The sequence below is a fragment of the Providencia sp. PROV208 genome (assembly GCF_028479465.1).
GTDB lineage: Bacteria > Pseudomonadota > Gammaproteobacteria > Enterobacterales > Enterobacteriaceae > Providencia > Providencia alcalifaciens.
The window spans coordinates 112174-127275 of record NZ_JAMPNS010000003.1; the positions used below are offsets into that span (position 1 = coordinate 112174).

The 15102-nt window shown below is 44.2% G+C and carries 13 protein-coding genes and 1 pseudogene; 10 read left to right on the plus strand and 4 right to left on the minus strand.

What is annotated here, in order from left to right:
- Window positions 1-384 precede the first annotated feature (384 nt).
- Complete coding sequence (locus PR766_RS02350; protein ID WP_006657323.1) at window positions 385-2391, plus strand: BCCT family transporter; 2007 nt, start codon at window positions 385-387, stop codon at window positions 2389-2391.
- Between the two features lie 225 nt (window positions 2392-2616).
- Here the strand turns inward: PR766_RS02350 and PR766_RS02355 are convergent, their stop codons facing one another.
- The 4 genes and pseudogenes from PR766_RS02355 to hpaR form a co-directional block, all read right to left on the minus strand.
- Window positions 2617-2949 (minus strand): hypothetical protein, encoded by a 333-nt coding sequence (locus PR766_RS02355; protein WP_154636347.1) that lies wholly within the window; start codon window positions 2947-2949, stop codon window positions 2617-2619.
- Window positions 2949-3203 (minus strand): hypothetical protein, encoded by a 255-nt coding sequence (locus PR766_RS02360; protein ID WP_154636346.1) that lies wholly within the window; start codon window positions 3201-3203, stop codon window positions 2949-2951. The genes PR766_RS02355 and PR766_RS02360 overlap by 1 nt, the downstream gene beginning before the upstream one ends.
- A pseudogene (locus PR766_RS02370) lies at window positions 3188-4737 on the minus strand (ShlB/FhaC/HecB family hemolysin secretion/activation protein). The gene PR766_RS02360 and the pseudogene PR766_RS02370 overlap by 16 nt, the downstream one beginning before the upstream one ends.
- A gap of 432 nt (window positions 4738-5169) precedes the next feature.
- The gene (gene hpaR, locus PR766_RS02375; protein ID WP_006657322.1) at window positions 5170-5622 is read right to left on the minus strand and encodes a homoprotocatechuate degradation operon regulator HpaR; all 453 of its coding nucleotides are present in this window, start codon (window positions 5620-5622) and stop codon (window positions 5170-5172) included.
- Window positions 5623-6053: 431 nt separating this feature from the next.
- On the opposite strand from hpaR, the gene PR766_RS02380 reads away from it, so the two are divergent.
- From PR766_RS02380 to hpaI, 9 genes are all read left to right on the plus strand, one after another.
- Entirely contained in the window at window positions 6054-6683 is a 630-nt protein-coding gene (locus tag PR766_RS02380; RefSeq protein ID WP_036962699.1) for a fumarylacetoacetate hydrolase family protein, read from the plus strand.
- A 2-nt stretch (window positions 6684-6685) separates the two neighbouring features.
- Complete coding sequence (locus PR766_RS02385; protein WP_006657320.1) at window positions 6686-7453, plus strand: fumarylacetoacetate hydrolase family protein; 768 nt, start codon at window positions 6686-6688, stop codon at window positions 7451-7453.
- Window positions 7453-8919, plus strand: a complete 1467-nt coding sequence (gene hpaE, locus PR766_RS02390) for a 5-carboxymethyl-2-hydroxymuconate semialdehyde dehydrogenase (RefSeq protein ID WP_006657319.1) — start codon at window positions 7453-7455, stop codon at window positions 8917-8919. Before PR766_RS02385 ends, hpaE begins: the two co-directional genes overlap by 1 nt.
- 356 nt (window positions 8920-9275) lie before the next feature.
- Entirely contained in the window at window positions 9276-10157 is an 882-nt protein-coding gene (gene hpaD / locus PR766_RS02395) for a 3,4-dihydroxyphenylacetate 2,3-dioxygenase (protein ID WP_036962703.1), read from the plus strand.
- A gap of 9 nt (window positions 10158-10166) precedes the next feature.
- On the plus strand, window positions 10167-10550 hold the full coding sequence (locus PR766_RS02400) for a 5-carboxymethyl-2-hydroxymuconate Delta-isomerase (RefSeq protein WP_006657317.1): 384 nt from the start codon (window positions 10167-10169) through the stop codon (window positions 10548-10550).
- Between the two features lie 53 nt (window positions 10551-10603).
- Window positions 10604-11833, plus strand: coding sequence for a Bcr/CflA family multidrug efflux MFS transporter (locus PR766_RS02405; RefSeq protein ID WP_154636343.1), 1230 nt, complete (start codon window positions 10604-10606; stop codon window positions 11831-11833).
- Window positions 11830-13293: an NAD-dependent succinate-semialdehyde dehydrogenase gene (locus tag PR766_RS02410; protein ID WP_006657315.1), complete on the plus strand. Its 1464-nt coding sequence runs from the start codon at window positions 11830-11832 to the stop codon at window positions 13291-13293. The genes PR766_RS02405 and PR766_RS02410 overlap by 4 nt, the downstream gene beginning before the upstream one ends.
- Window positions 13294-13384: 91 nt before the next feature.
- Window positions 13385-14188, plus strand: coding sequence for a 2-oxo-hept-4-ene-1,7-dioate hydratase (gene hpaH / locus PR766_RS02415; RefSeq protein ID WP_036974875.1), 804 nt, complete (start codon window positions 13385-13387; stop codon window positions 14186-14188).
- Window positions 14189-14198: 10 nt separating this feature from the next.
- On the plus strand, window positions 14199-15005 hold the full coding sequence (gene hpaI, locus PR766_RS02420; protein ID WP_230086828.1) for a 4-hydroxy-2-oxoheptanedioate aldolase: 807 nt from the start codon (window positions 14199-14201) through the stop codon (window positions 15003-15005).
- Window positions 15006-15102: the final 97 nt, after the last annotated feature.

The window sequence follows — 15102 nt, forward strand, 5'->3', positions numbered from 1 at the left end:
GTTTAATTCCTATAAATAACACCTAAATACAGTAAGATAAGTAAACAATAGATTGATAAATAACATGAAATTTCACCCTATTATTTATTTTCATTTCCCCGATTAGGTTGATCATTGTTTTTTACCATGGCAGTATACCCTTTCGTTTTTTGTTTGTTTTAGGGTTCAAAGGGGGTCATCACTCACCAATTTTTGTTGATAACTTAGCTAATAAACACCGTTATCAACGCTCACAATTTAGTCGTTTTATTGTTCTTTCTACCTCGTTTCCTACAGGGAAACCCTTTCGCAATAACCTATTGTTTTATTCAGAAGGACAGCACGCCGCATGCCCCCCTTATCATTGGTATGCAAAAAATAAAATAAAAATCAAAGAAGGTCGTTATGAGTCAAAACGTTACTGAGACTAAAAAAGTACGTACTAAAATCAGCCCTCCTGTATTTTACAGTTCGGCACTCGTTATCCTGATTATCGTCGGTTTTGCCGCCTTAATGCCTGAAATGGCAGAATCTCATCTAAGTCATCTTCAAAAGAACTTATTTAACAATGCCAGTTGGTTCTACATCCTTGCTGTAGCCATCATTTTGCTGAGTGTGACTTATCTGGGACTCTCGCGTTATGGACAAATAAAATTAGGTCCTGACCACGCTCAACCCAATTTCAGCTATGTCTCTTGGTTTGCCATGCTATTTTCCGCAGGAATGGGAATCGGTTTGATGTTCTTCGGTGTTGCCGAACCCGTCATGCACTATCTCAACCCGCCAGTGGGTGATCCTCAAACGATAGAAGCGGCGAAAGAAGCAATGCGCCTCACCTTCTTCCATTGGGGGCTACACGCCTGGGCTATCTATGCCATTGTCGCCTTGATTCTGGCATTTTTCAGCTATCGCCATGGCTTACCCCTCACGCTACGCTCTGCGTTATACCCGATTATTGGCGACCGAATTTATGGTCCCCTAGGTCATGCGGTTGATGTCTTTGCGGTCGTGGGTACCGTGTTTGGTGTCGCGACTTCTCTTGGCTTTGGGGTACTGCAAGTGAATGCGGGAATGAACCACTTGTTCGGCTTACCTGTGAATGAGACTGTGCAAGTCGGTTTGATTATCACCTTCACCGCTCTTGCAACTTTATCCGTCGTCTCAGGGCTCGACAAAGGGATCCGTATTTTATCTGAGCTGAACCTCGGTCTCGCCTTCCTCCTATTGCTGCTAATTGTGATTTTAGGTCCAACCGTGCTGCTATTAAAATCCTTTGTGGAAAATACAGGGGGTTACCTTTCTGAGATAGTCAGCAAAACTTTTAACTTATATGCCTACGAACCCAAATCGAGTGATTGGCTAGGGGGCTGGACATTACTGTATTGGGGTTGGTGGTTATCTTGGTCACCGTTTGTTGGGATGTTCATCGCCCGAATTTCCCGTGGCCGCACTATCAGAGAATTCGTGACTGGGGTGTTGTTTGTGCCAGCTGGCTTTACCCTGATGTGGATGACTTTCTTTGGTAATACCGCCATCGACTTGATTAAAAATCAAGGAGCAACCCGACTGGCAGAAACTGTGCAGTCCGATGTCTCCCTCGCTCTGTTTGAGTTTTTAACTTATTTCCCATTCTCAACCGTATTATCTTTCTTCGCCATGTTGATGGTGGTGGTGTTCTTTGTCACTTCCGCAGACTCTGGCGCAATGGTAGTGGATACTCTCGCCTCTGGCGGGGACTCAAATACGCCTGTCTGGCAACGTATTTTCTGGGCAGGATTAATGGGCGTTGTCGCTATCACGATGTTACTTGCAGGTGGTCTACAAGCGCTGCAAACCTTAACCATCGCTAGCGCGTTGCCATTTGCTATCGTTCTGCTTATCTCTATTTATGGGCTATTTAAAGCGTTGCGAGTGGATGCCTATAAACGAGATAGCCAGCAATTAGCCACCATTGCACCTACCGCTAGTCGTAATCCAATTCCATGGCAGCGCCGTTTACGTAATATTGTCTACTTCCCGAAACGCGCTCATGTAAAACGCTTTATGGAAGAGTCCGTGAAGCCATCCATGGAGATGGTTTCCGAGGAGTTAGCTAAGCAAGGTACCGTTTGCCATATCCATACAGATAAAGACGATAGAATCGGATTTGAAGTCGATTTAGGCGACGATATGAACTTTCTGTATGAAGTTCGCTTACGCTACTACATTCAACCCGCATTCGCCCTCGCGGGAATGGGAAATGACAACGATGAAGAGCGAAGTGAAGAGCAAAAATATTACCGCGCTGAAATTCACTTAAAAGAAGGTGGGCAAGACTACGATGTGATGGGCTGGGCAAAAGAGCAGATCATCCACGATATTCTCGACCAATATGAAAAACATATTCACTTCTTACATTTACTGGGTAAGTAGCCCCAAATGGAGTTCATCGATGAACTGGTTTAGGATCCACTTTGATGGTTGGATCAATGACCACCTGTAAATAACACATCGTTGACCTGTACAAAATTATCTACAGGCACAACAGTTTTCAGCCGAGCCTAACAGACAGGCTCTCAATTTCATTTTGTGGGCAGTTCCGACGAGCTGCCCACAATTAGTTTTATGCTGAATTGCCATTACTCTATTAGTAATATTTTAATAATAACTATTTTTAATTAGTATTGATGGTTTTATTTGCGCATAAAATATTTTCTCATTGTGTCCCTTTACTGAAGTAATGATGATTTCATCACCAATAATTTCTATCTTATTGACATTAATAATATTTATTGTTGCAATCTTGATATTTCTAACTTTTAATATAAGAGTTGCGCTGTTTTCTAATATAGTAAAATAAAAGAGGAGAGAGATATCGCCAGTACTATATTCATAGCCAAAAGTTAAACCATCATCTAAGTTCGTGTAAAAAGGCTCATTTTCAAAGAATTCAAGCAATTCAACACTATCTGGGTATTTATAAATGCTCATTATTCACCTTTAGGAATTGTTGTTACAAAAGTCATATTGCCATTGCTTTCTATTTTATATGTCGTATGGAAAACTGTAGCTTTACCTGATGGTCCAATAAGAAATGACTCGCGCTCTTCAAATTTTCCCCACTTATTTTCAAATGTATTAATTGTATTACCTTTCAGCTGAGGTGTTACTTTAAAATGTTCGATAAGGATATTTTTTCCGATAACGTCCTCAAATATCCCTAATTTTTTCATGGTATTAGCCATTTGATTTGTTCTACTACTGTTATGATCACCGCTGAGCTAATAAACCCGTAATCTAATGCACCGATAAAACGCAGTTGCCCAATTGCCGTATTGGCGATGTCTTTGTTAATTTCATTACGCCAATACCCGCCTCGATTACCACTTAAAGCCTGCTCATGGTAGCCACGAACAGAGTACTGCCCACCAATACTGATGCGTTCAATGCCATATAAGTTATCGGGTGAGTATTGACCGAAAAATGAGGTTAAATAGGTCAAACCATTGGAAAAAAATACTGATAGCTGCTGCTTAGACTGAATTTACGGTAATGACTGCGAGGTGAATCTTTCGCAAGGGTGTCCGATGAAGCCCCAAAAGCGGATATTCCCCATTCTGCGGTAGGGTTAAACGTGAAATAACCTTGTCCAAGCGTGGTACTATATTGTGGGGTAAACAAGAGAGAGGTTAATGTTGGGCTACTGATACTCAGTGTTTGGGAAGCCAACTGAGTATTGGCTTTTTTATGTTTTAAACTGCCTTGTAAGGTTAAACGCTGCTTGCCATCACGATAAATTAAACGGCTGACATCAAATTGTTGGTTGGTATTTTTGCCTTCATAACGGTATTGCTGACCTAACGTCTTAAACGGTTGTAGCGTGCTGTTACGGTAAAATTGATAGCGGTAAGACCAATAGCCATAAGGGACATTCAAATTCGCAACAATATAACGATTATGGTGGGATGGGCTTCCATCCATATCTGTATTGGCCGAGGCTGACCACTGTTCACCAAACCCTAAAGGGGAGTCCACCGTCAAGCTTCCAGTAAGCAGCTGTTTTCCTGTTGCTTTCATGCCTGAGTTATCAAGGTTCAGTTGGCTCGTAGTGGGCCATTTTTTTCCTTGCTTATGAATAATAATCCGAGAGTCGCCATTTTGGGTTCCTGGCTGAATATCAATAGTGTATTTAGCAGACGATAATCGATTGAGTTGTTCCAACCCTTGTTCAATATCCCGTAGATTTAATATGTTACTTCGTTGATGAGGAAATATTTGATGCGCTAAACGCTCAGGGGAATCTTCAATTTCAATAGCTTCAATTTGTCCTTCTATGACTTGCAGTATTAGTCGATGTGAAGATAAGTCTTGTTCTGGAATGATAGCTTGGGAGGTAATAAATCCCTGTTCCATGTAATAATTAGTGACGAGTTTTGTGAGTCCATGTATTTCACTAAGTGTAAGACAACGATTGAGATAAGTTGATGTTAATTTATCCTGAATTATGATGCTAAGCTGTGTGGCACCGACAAATTGAATCTTTTCGGTAGAGAAACATGTTTCATCTTGAGTAGGTTTTAAAAAAGCATTATCAACAATGATAGTACTTTGTTTTTCCAATTGATTACGCTGGTTCAGCTCCAACTCTAACCGTTGCTTTTGTTCAAACTGAATGCTCTCCTGTGATGAGCTCAGAAATTGGTTTCCTGCATAACCATAAGGAGAGATGATGAATAACGATAAGTATATTAAACGCCAAAAAATTTGATGAATAGTCATGTTGTTTGAGTTTACGTATGAGTAGTTACTTTTACGTAATGTAACTCATTCTCATTCAATTTTTTCAGCTAAAAAACATACATCATGACTAAAATTTAATCTTTCTTGTATTAGATTTTATTTATCGCACTCTTTTTATTCAATTGCTTCAATAAATCTTCATTTAACAAAAAACGCTATTATAAATTAGCGATCAAGAGGCTGGAATTCCAAGCTTATTGAGTCGATGTGAATACAAATTCAACTACAATGGTTTCACAGGAAAATATAATACTTTAGATTGGAATAAATTTGATATGGTCAATGGGAAAGAAATGACTCCTCGATAAGCCCGAGATCATTATTTATAATCCCACAACCAAAACATCGACAAGTCATATTTATATCAAGGTATAGCCACCAACAGCATTATTATACGAAATTTGAAGAAGGCTATGCGCTCTTACTTCTATCCATAATATTGCTATAATCTGGGCTTTCCAGAGCAATCAACTCTTCCAGCAATGCCGTCAATTGCTGCATTTTCTCTTGGGAGAAAGCCTGTTCAATCTTTTGATAACCCTCTTCAACTTCCTGACGCGCTTTGTCATACAGGTCTTGTCCTGTTGGCGTCAGTGACACGTACAGTTTACGTTGGTCATTCAATGGCTTTAAACGGAAAATAAGCCCTTCACGCTCCATACGAGTCAAAATCCCCGTCAAACTTGGGCGTAAAATACAGGTTTGCACTGATAATTCATGAAAATCAATCGAACGATTATCCGCTAATACACGAATGATGCGCCATTGCTGTTCCGTCAAATTATAAGATTTCAATATTGGTCGAAAGAAGCCCATTGCAGTCTCTCGCGCCTGTAATAATGCAATTGTCAATGATTCATGCATAAGCTTAAAACTCACCACGCTATTTAAAGTTATTAAACACCCACAATAGGGTTTAGTCAGCCTCCGTGCTGGTTACCATTTCTAACGCTATTGACAGCGAGCAAAAAAATCACGGAGGTAACAGCAACACACTCAATTATCTTAAATGCAAGAGTAGCATGCAGCACTAACAATCTCAAAGAAAAACACCAAAATATTAATGAGTAAATAAAATTCATCAAAATTATAAAGTTAATATGTTGTAAATTTTTAAAAAACTTAAAAAAAATAATTCAAATAATTACAGCAACTTACACTCAAGCCATCTGATTATGTTAATACGATCACAATTAAAATTAACATTTCCATAAAGCTATTGCTTATTACAAAATAATACTTTATTAATATATTAATAATTACTCAGAATCGATCTCTTTAATAAGGAGTTGTCAATGAAAGGCACTGTTTTTGCCGTTGCCCTCAACCATCAAAGCCAACTTGATCATTGGCTCGAGGCGTTCCAGCAAGCCCCTTATAAAACCCCACCGAAAACACCTGTGTGGTTTATTAAGCCGCGTAATACACGCATTAATTCCGGAGATAACATCCTGCATCCCGTAGGAGAAGAAGTGCAAAGTGGTGCAACACTGGCTTTAGTGATCGGTAAAGATGCGCGAAAAGTCACGCCACAAAATGCATTGGAATTTATTGCGGGCTTTGCACTGGCAAACGAAGTCAGCCTGCCGGAAGACACCTTCTACCGCCCTGCGATTAAAGCTAAATGCCGTGATACGTTCTGCCCAATCGGTGAGTTAGTGAAAACCGCTTTATCTTCACCTGTTGATATCGTGACGCTGATTAACGGCAAAGAAGCTGACAGATGGTCAACCAAAGATCTCGTTCGTAGCGCAAGCGAATTAGTGGTTGCACTGAGCGACTTTGCAACCCTAAAACAAGGGGATGTGATTTTACTGGGTACTCCTCATAAACGCGTCACCATCAAACCGGGTGATCACGTTGAGATCCAAGCAGCTGGCTTCCCAAGCCTCAAGAACAACGTTGTTGCGGCAGGAGGACAATAATCATGAAACACGCAAAAATTCGTTATCAAGGCACTGAATATTCCGTCACTGTCGGTGACGACGAAGCCATCAAGCTGCCAAATGGCAATGTAATTGCTGGCGATAGCGCAGATGTTGAATGGCTACCACCTGCACAAGGTACTTTATTCGCGTTAGGTCTGAACTATGCCGACCACGCCACTGAATTAGAATTTAAGCCACCTGAAGAGCCACTGATTTTTATCAAAGCAGAAAACAGCTTAACAGGTCACCGACAAGTCTCCGTTCGCCCAGACAATGTTGAATACATGCACTATGAGTCTGAACTGGTGGTTATCATCGGTAAAGCGGCTCACAAAGTCTCCCAAGAAGATGCGATGAACTATGTTGCGGGCTACACCGTATGTAACGACTACGCGATCCGTGACTATTTAGAGAATTACTACCGGCCAAACCTACGCGTAAAAAGCCGCGATACGTTGACGCCAATCGGCCCATGGATGGTAGACAAGTCAGATATTAAAGATCCACACAACCTCGCACTGTACACCTACGTTAATGGTGAATTGCGTCAAAAAGGCACCACCGCGGATCTGATTTTTAATATCCCATTTTTAATTGCCTACCTAAGTGACTTTATGACACTGCAACCGGGCGACATGATCGCAACGGGCACGCCAAAAGGGCTGTCCGATGTAGTTCCGGGTGATGAAGTGATCGTTGAAGTTGAAGGTGTGGGCAGGCTGATCAATACCATTATCAGCGAAAAAGAGTATGAGGAGCGAGTGTGATGACTAAGATTAACCATTGGATCAACGGTAAAAACGTTGAAAGTAAAGAGTATTTCGAAACCACTAACCCAGCAACGGGTGAAGTATTAGCGGAAGTGGCATCCGGCGGCCAAGACGAGATCAACCAAGCGGTTGCTGCTGCAAAAGAAGCCTTCCCTAAGTGGGCAAACACGCCAATGAAAGAACGTGCACGCTTAATGCGCCGCTTAGGTGAGCTGATCGACGAAAACGTTCCTCAGATTGCTGAGATGGAAACTAACGATACCGGTTTACCTATCCATCAAACTAAAAACGTGTTGATCCCTCGCGCGTCACACAACTTTGAATTCTTTGCTGAAATTTGCCAGCAAATGAACGGTCGCACCTATCCGGTTGACGACAAAATGATGAACTACACCCTGATCCAGCCAGTGGGTGTGTGCGGATTAATTTCTCCGTGGAACGTGCCATTTATGACCGCGACATGGAAAACTGCACCATGTTTAGCGCTAGGTAACACCGCGGTTCTGAAAATGTCTGAATTATCTCCACTATCTGCAAACCGTTTAGGTGAATTAGCCCTTGAAGCGGGTATCCCTGCGGGCGTACTGAACGTGGTGCAAGGTTACGGTGCTACTGCGGGTGATGCACTGGTGAAACACCATGACGTTCGCGCTGTCTCCTTCACAGGGGGCACCGCAACGGGTCGCGCCATTATGCAAAACGCGGGTCTGAAAAAATACTCAATGGAATTAGGCGGAAAATCTCCGGTTCTGATTTTTGAAGATGCCGACATTGAACGTGCAATGGATGCCGCGCTGTTCACCATTTTCTCTATCAATGGCGAGCGTTGTACTGCGGGTTCACGTATTTTCATCCAAGAAAGCATTTACCCAGAATTCGTAAAACGCTTTGCTGAGCGTGCAAATCGCCTGATCGTCGGCGACCCAACGGATCCGAAAACCCAAGTGGGTGCACTGATCAGCCAGCAGCACTGGAACAAAGTCTCTGGTTATATCCGCATTGGTATGGAAGAAGGTGCAACCCTGTTAGCGGGTGGTCCAGACAAACCAACGGATCTGCCAGCGCACCTGAAAAACGGTCACTTCTTACGCCCAACCGTTCTGGCCGATGTCGACAACCGCATGCGTGTGGCTCAAGAAGAGATCTTCGGACCAGTCGCTTGTTTGATCCCATTCAAGACCGAGGAAGATGGTCTGCGTATGGCAAACGATGTGGAATATGGTCTGGCTTCCTATATTTGGACTCAAGATGTCAGCAAGATCCTACGACTTTCGCGCAATATCGAAGCGGGTATGGTGTTTGTTAACACCCAGAACGTTCGTGACTTACGTCAGCCATTCGGCGGCGTGAAAGCCTCCGGCGTCGGCCGTGAAGGCGGTGAGTATAGCTTCGAGGTCTTTGCCGAAATGAAGAACGTTTGTATCTCCTACGGCGACCACAACATCCCACGCTGGGGTGTGTAAGTTTTATCATCTGCCGTTTTATGAATTGTTATTAGCTCTACGTCATACAGAATTAAGCCAAGCTATTACTTAGCTTAAATAATTCGTGATGTAGCTAGACGGCAAACGATGGAATCTCAGGAAGCATACACAGTAGAAAGCAAAATTACTCAGTAGCAGGCTACACCATTATTTATTCTAAGTAATTTTGAATCAATGATAATTAATTTAGCTACTTATCCTAAATAATTCGTGTTGTAGCTAGGCGGCAAGTGAAGTTATCCCTAGGAGCATACTGAAGTATGTGACTAGGGTGACTTTATGAAGCCAACAACGCTACGGCGCGAAGTATGACGGATAAGCGGAGGGGGAAGGAAATGGGTAAGTTGGCATTAACAGCAAAGATCACACACGTCCCATCAATGTACCTATCTGAACTACCGGGCAAAAACCACGGTTGTCGCCAAGCGGCCATCGATGGCCACAAAGAAATCAGCCGTCGCTGCCGTGAACTGGGTGTTGATACCATTATCGTTTTTGACACGCACTGGTTGGTCAATAGTGCTTATCACATTAACTGTGCCGATCACTTCAAAGGCATCTATACCAGTAATGAATTGCCTCACTTTATTCGCGATATGGAATATGAGTATGACGGCAACTCTGTATTGGGTCAGATGATCGGCGAAGAAGCTCGCAAGCTAGGCGTTCGTGCTCAAGCTCATGAAATTCCAAGCTTAACTCTAGAGTACGCAACGCTGGTTCCAATGCGTTATATGAACAGCGATCGCCACTTTAAAGTGATCTCCATCTCCGCATTTTGTACCTCACACAGCTTTGAAACTAGCCGCAAATTAGGCGAAGCCGTACTGACTGCGATTGAAAAATATGACGGTACCGTGGCGGTATTAGCGAGCGGCTCCCTATCTCACCGCTTTATTGATGACCATCGAGCGGAAGACGGCATGAACAGCTATACCCGCGAATTCGATGAGCAAATGGACAAACGCGTTGTAAAACTGTGGCGAGAAGGACGTTTCGCTGAATTCTGCAAAATGCTGCCTGAATATGCCGATTACTGTTACGGCGAAGGTCACATGCATGACACCGTGATGTTACTGGGTCTGCTAGGCTGGGATAAATATGATGAGAAAGTGGAAGTGTTAACCGACCTGTTCGCCAGCTCCGGAACTGGACAAATCAACGCGATTTTCCCACTGCCAAAGTTTATTACTGACAAACAAGCTGCTAACGCGTAAGGAGCGAATATGCCTCATTTTTATGCTGAATGTACTGACAACATTCGTGAAGAAGCGGCTCTCCCAGAGCTGTTTGCTAAAGTGAATAGCGCACTGGCAGGCACAGGTATTTTCCCACTGGGCGGTATTCGTAGCCGCGCTATTTGGTTAGATACGTGGCAAATGGCAGATGGTAAACACGATTACGCGTTTGTGCATATGACCTTAAAAATTGGTGCGGGTCGCTCCCTTGAAGATCGCCAAAAAACCGGGGAAATGCTGTTTGATCTGATCAAAGTACATTTTGCCGATTTAATGGCAAAGCGTTACTTGGCGCTCTCTTTCACCATGGAAGAGCTCGATCCTGTTCTGAACTACAAACAGAACAACGTGCACGCGCTGTTCAAATCATAATTGATGCGCACCAGTTAATACGTATTCATTGATGAATCACGAGAGGGGGTAATATGCCAATTTCATTTACCAATAGATCCATACCGCGCTGGTTAATCCCATTATTGGGCTCACTGGTGGCGTTTGGTCCCCTATCGATCGATATGTATTTACCTGCTCTACCGCAAATGGCGCAAGCATTGAATGCAACCCAAGGGCAAATGCAGTACACCCTTGGTGCATTCTTTGGTGGATTTTGTGTTGGAATGTTGTTTTATGGTCCCTTAAGTGACCTGTTGGGGCGTCGTAAAATGCTATTAAGTGGGCTGGTGATTTTTACCCTCGCCAGCCTGTTATGCGCTCAAGCCACCAGCGCTGAGGCATTAATTTCATTTCGCGCATTACAAGCATTTGGTAGCGGTGCGGCAATCGTGATGGCGCGGGCGATTGCCCGTGATGTTTATCCCTCAAATGAACTTCCTAAAATGCTGTCACTGATGACGCTGGTCACCATGATAGCCCCATTATTAGCACCATTGGTGGGCGGGTTTTTATTAATTCATTTTGAATGGCAAGTCATATTCTATGTATTAGCGACTGTCGGATTGTGTTCCGTTTTAGCTATTTTCTTACTGCTGCCTGAAACCTTGCCTCATCAGCGTGAGTCCCGCAATTTAGTGGGTGTCGCCTTTCATAATTATCGGTTGGTGCTCACAGACCGAGAAGCACTGAGTATCATTGGCACCATGGCATTCTCTTTTGCCGGTATGTTCGCCTTTATCAGTGGTTCACCGTTTGTGTATATCAATTATTTTGGTGTTTCTGAACAGTATTATGGGCTGCTGTTTGGCTGCAATATTTTAGGCATGATTGCCATGTTGCTGCTGAACGTCCGGTTGCTCAAGGTGTATAGTCTGCCACGAATTTTGGGCATGCAAAGTGGTATCCAATTGATTTTTGGTGTGCTGTTGTTAATTTTCTATCAACAAAGCCTACCAATTATTGTTATCCTAGTGGTCCTGTTCCTATCGATGGTGAATGCTATCGGCACCAACAGTTTGTCACTGTTACTGCAACACCGCGGAAAAATCGCCGGCAGCGCCAGTGCGCTCGCCATCTCAATTCAGTTCGCCTTGGCAGCCTTTGCCAGTGTTGCAGTGTCCATACTACAAGATGAATCCCCATTTGCTATGGCACTCGTAATGGCGATTTGTGCCGGACTGAGTTTCTCAAGCCAACGCTTGTCCGCTAGAAATGTCCATGCACACGTTCATTCAGTGTCTTCGGAGAACAACGAAAAATGAGCTTAAACACCAATTCTACATTATTCCGCCAACAGGCTTACATTAATGGTCAATGGGTTAACGCCAAAGACAATAGCCTATTTGATGTGACTAACCCTGCAAATGGAGAAGTGATTGCTCGCGTCAGCAATGTGGGTGCAACTGAAACTCAACAGGCTATTGAAGCCGCAGAACAAGCCTTACCAGCATGGCGGGCAAAAAGTGCCAAAGAGCGTAGCCAAATCCTCAACAAGTGGTTCCGTTTAATGATGGAAAACCAAAAAGAGTTGGCGCAAATTCTCAGCACTGAGCAAGGTAAATCCATCAATGAATCGATGGGTGAAATTGCCTATGGTGCTAGCTTCATTGAGTGGTTTGCCGAAGAAGGTAAACGTACTTATGGTGAAACTATTCCATCCCCCCTACCAGGTCGTCGCTTAGTCACCATTAAGCAACCTGTTGGTGTGGTTGCCGCCATTACCCCATGGAACTTCCCAAATGCCATGATCACCCGCAAAGTCGGTCCTGCCCTCGCGGCGGGTTGTACCATGGTATTAAAACCCGCAGCTGAAACACCATTATCCGCACTAGCGTTAGCCGCGTTAGGTGAAGAAGCTGGTATTCCTGCTGGGGTATTCAATATCGTCACGGGTACTGATGCGAAAGCCATTGGCGGCATCATGACCTCGAGTCCAATCGTTCGCAAGCTGACGTTCACTGGGTCGACTCGTGTCGGTAAATTGCTGATGGAACAGTGTGCCGATACCGTGAAAAAAATGTCACTGGAATTAGGCGGTAACGCACCATTTATCGTATTTGACGATGCGGATTTAGACGCTGCTGTTCAAGGGGCTTTAGCCGCTAAATTCCGTAATAGCGGACAAACCTGCGTGTGTGCAAACCGTATTTTAGTGCAAGAAGGCGTTTACGATGAGTTTGCCTCTCGCCTTGCGAAAGCCGTTAGCGCGTTAAAAATTGGCCCAGCAACGCAAGCAGATTCAGAACAAGGTCCACTCATCAACCAAGCTGCAGTCGATAAAGTGTCTGAACACATCGCAGATGCCGTTGCCAAAGGTGCCAGCATCGCGACAGGTGGTAAATCAGCAAGTCTTGGTGGTCTGTTCTTCGAACCCACAGTCTTAGTCAATGTGACTGAATCCATGAAAGTGGCAAAAGAAGAGACATTTGGTCCATTAGCACCACTATTTAAATTCCGTGATGAGCAAGAGGCTATCGACCTTGCGAATGACACTGAATTTGGTCTGGCATCCTATTTCTATTCACGGGATATCGGGCGTATCTACCGGGTCGCTGAAGCCTTAGAAAGCGGCATGGTCGGTATTAACGAAGGTTTGATTTCAAATGAAGTGGCTCCGTTTGGTGGTATTAAGCAGTCAGGACTTGGTCGTGAAGGCTCACGTTACGGAATCGAAGATTATCTGGAAGTGAAATATCTCTGTTTTGGTGGGTTATCCCACTAACTATAGCCGATTTAGTCATACTCTCCCCCTTCGCATTAATGCAATAACGCAGTGATGCGAAGGGCAAAGAGTTATCAGGAGCATTTTAAGCATGTTGCAACAAGATATTATTTCAACAATCGCTCAACGCCTAAACCAAGCGGAAAAAAGCCGCCAACAAATCCGTCAAATCTCACTGGATCATCCTGAAATGACCATTGAAGATGCCTATGCCATTCAAAAAGAGTGGGTTGGCTTAAAACTGGCGGAAGGGCGCGTATTAAAAGGGCATAAAATTGGTCTGACATCCAAAGCGATGCAAGCCAGCTCCCAGATTGATGAGCCTGATTATGGCGCACTGCTTGATGACATGTTCTTTGATGATGGTTGTGATATTCCAACGGATCGCTTTATCGTCCCGCGCATCGAAGTTGAGCTGGCTTTCGTATTGGCAAAACCGCTGCGCGGTCCTAACTGCACCTTATTTGATGTGTATAATGCCACGGACTATGTGATCCCCGCTTTAGAGCTGATCGACGCGCGTTGCCACAATATCGATCCTGACACTAACCGTCCACGTAAAGTGTTCGACACCATTTCAGATAACGCGGCAAACGGTGCAGTGATCTTAGGTGGACGTCCGATTAAACCTCGTGATTTAGACATGCGTTGGATCAGCGCCCTGCTTTATCGTAATGGCGTGATCGAAGAATCTGGCGTTGCAGCAGCAGTTCTAAACCACCCAGCCAATGGCGTGGCATGGTTAGCCAATAAATTAGCGCCACACAATGTGGAGTTACAGCCAGGACAAATTATCCTTGGTGGTTCATTTACTCGCCCAGTTCCTGCACGTAAAGGGGATGTTTTCCACGTTGACTACGGCGTGATGGGCTCAATTAGCTGCCGCTTTGTTTAAGGAGTTCACCGTGGATCTGTTAGAAAATAAATTTAAAAAAGCCCTGAAAACAGGCAAACCACAAATTGGCTTATGGCTAGGATTGTGCAGCCCATACAGCGCTGAACTTGTTGCCGGTGCTGGATTTGACTGGCTGCTTATTGATGGCGAACACGCACCAAATAACGTGCAAACCACCTTAGCGCAATTACAAGCTATCGCGCCATATCCCTCACAACCCGTCGTTCGACCGCCGTGGAATGATCCGGTGATCGTCAAACAGTTGCTGGATATTGGTGCGCAAACACTGTTGCTGCCAATGGTACAAAATGCCGAACAAGCTGAGCAAGCCGTTCGCTCAACACGCTATCCACCTGCCGGAATTCGCGGCGTAGGTAGCGCATTAGCACGCGCCTCTCGCTGGAACCGTATTCCAGATTATTTAAAACGCGCTAACAATGAAATGTGTGTGATTGTCCAAGTAGAAACCCGCGAAGCTATCAAAAACCTGCCTGAGATCCTCAAAGTTGAAGGGGTTGATGGGGTATTTATTGGTCCGGCCGATTTAAGCGCAGATATGGGCTTTTCTGGTAATCCAAACCACCCTGAAGTTAAAGCCGTTATCGAAGACGCCATTAAACAAATTCGCGCTGCTGGCTTAGCGCCGGGGATCTTAATGGCAGCACCGGATATTGCTGAACACTATATTAAGCTCGGGGCGCTATTTGTTGCCGTCGGTGTGGACACCACATTATTAGCGCGTACCGCCGAAGCACTTGCCGCAAAATTTGGTAAAACCATTTCCGATATGGATAACAGCGGCTCGAGTGTGTACTAAGCAATCTGAACTTCTCTAGGTCGCTCTATTTTACCCTACGCTCACGAGCTACCTAGACAGTAAGCAAGAAATCACAACCACAACCAAGGCAGCCTTA

Bases quoted from the DNA above. Each gene is read 5' to 3' on its own strand.
- PR766_RS02405 (WP_154636343.1), top strand. From the start codon at position 10,604: ATGCCAATTTCATTTACCAATAGATCCATACCGCGCTGGTTAATCCCA.
- PR766_RS02350 (WP_006657323.1), top strand. From the start codon at position 385: ATGAGTCAAAACGTTACTGAGACTAAAAAAGTACGTACTAAAATCAGC.
- hpaR (WP_006657322.1), bottom strand. From the start codon at position 5,622: ATGCATGAATCATTGACAATTGCATTATTACAGGCGCGAGAGACTGCA.
- hpaE (WP_006657319.1), top strand. From the start codon at position 7,453: ATGACTAAGATTAACCATTGGATCAACGGTAAAAACGTTGAAAGTAAA.
- PR766_RS02380 (WP_036962699.1), top strand. From the start codon at position 6,054: ATGAAAGGCACTGTTTTTGCCGTTGCCCTCAACCATCAAAGCCAACTT.
- hpaD (WP_036962703.1), top strand. From the start codon at position 9,276: ATGGGTAAGTTGGCATTAACAGCAAAGATCACACACGTCCCATCAATG.
- hpaH (WP_036974875.1), top strand. From the start codon at position 13,385: ATGTTGCAACAAGATATTATTTCAACAATCGCTCAACGCCTAAACCAA.
- PR766_RS02385 (WP_006657320.1), top strand. From the start codon at position 6,686: ATGAAACACGCAAAAATTCGTTATCAAGGCACTGAATATTCCGTCACT.
- PR766_RS02400 (WP_006657317.1), top strand. From the start codon at position 10,167: ATGCCTCATTTTTATGCTGAATGTACTGACAACATTCGTGAAGAAGCG.
- PR766_RS02410 (WP_006657315.1), top strand. From the start codon at position 11,830: ATGAGCTTAAACACCAATTCTACATTATTCCGCCAACAGGCTTACATT.
- PR766_RS02355 (WP_154636347.1), bottom strand. From the start codon at position 2,949: ATGAGCATTTATAAATACCCAGATAGTGTTGAATTGCTTGAATTCTTT.
- PR766_RS02360 (WP_154636346.1), bottom strand. From the start codon at position 3,203: ATGGCTAATACCATGAAAAAATTAGGGATATTTGAGGACGTTATCGGA.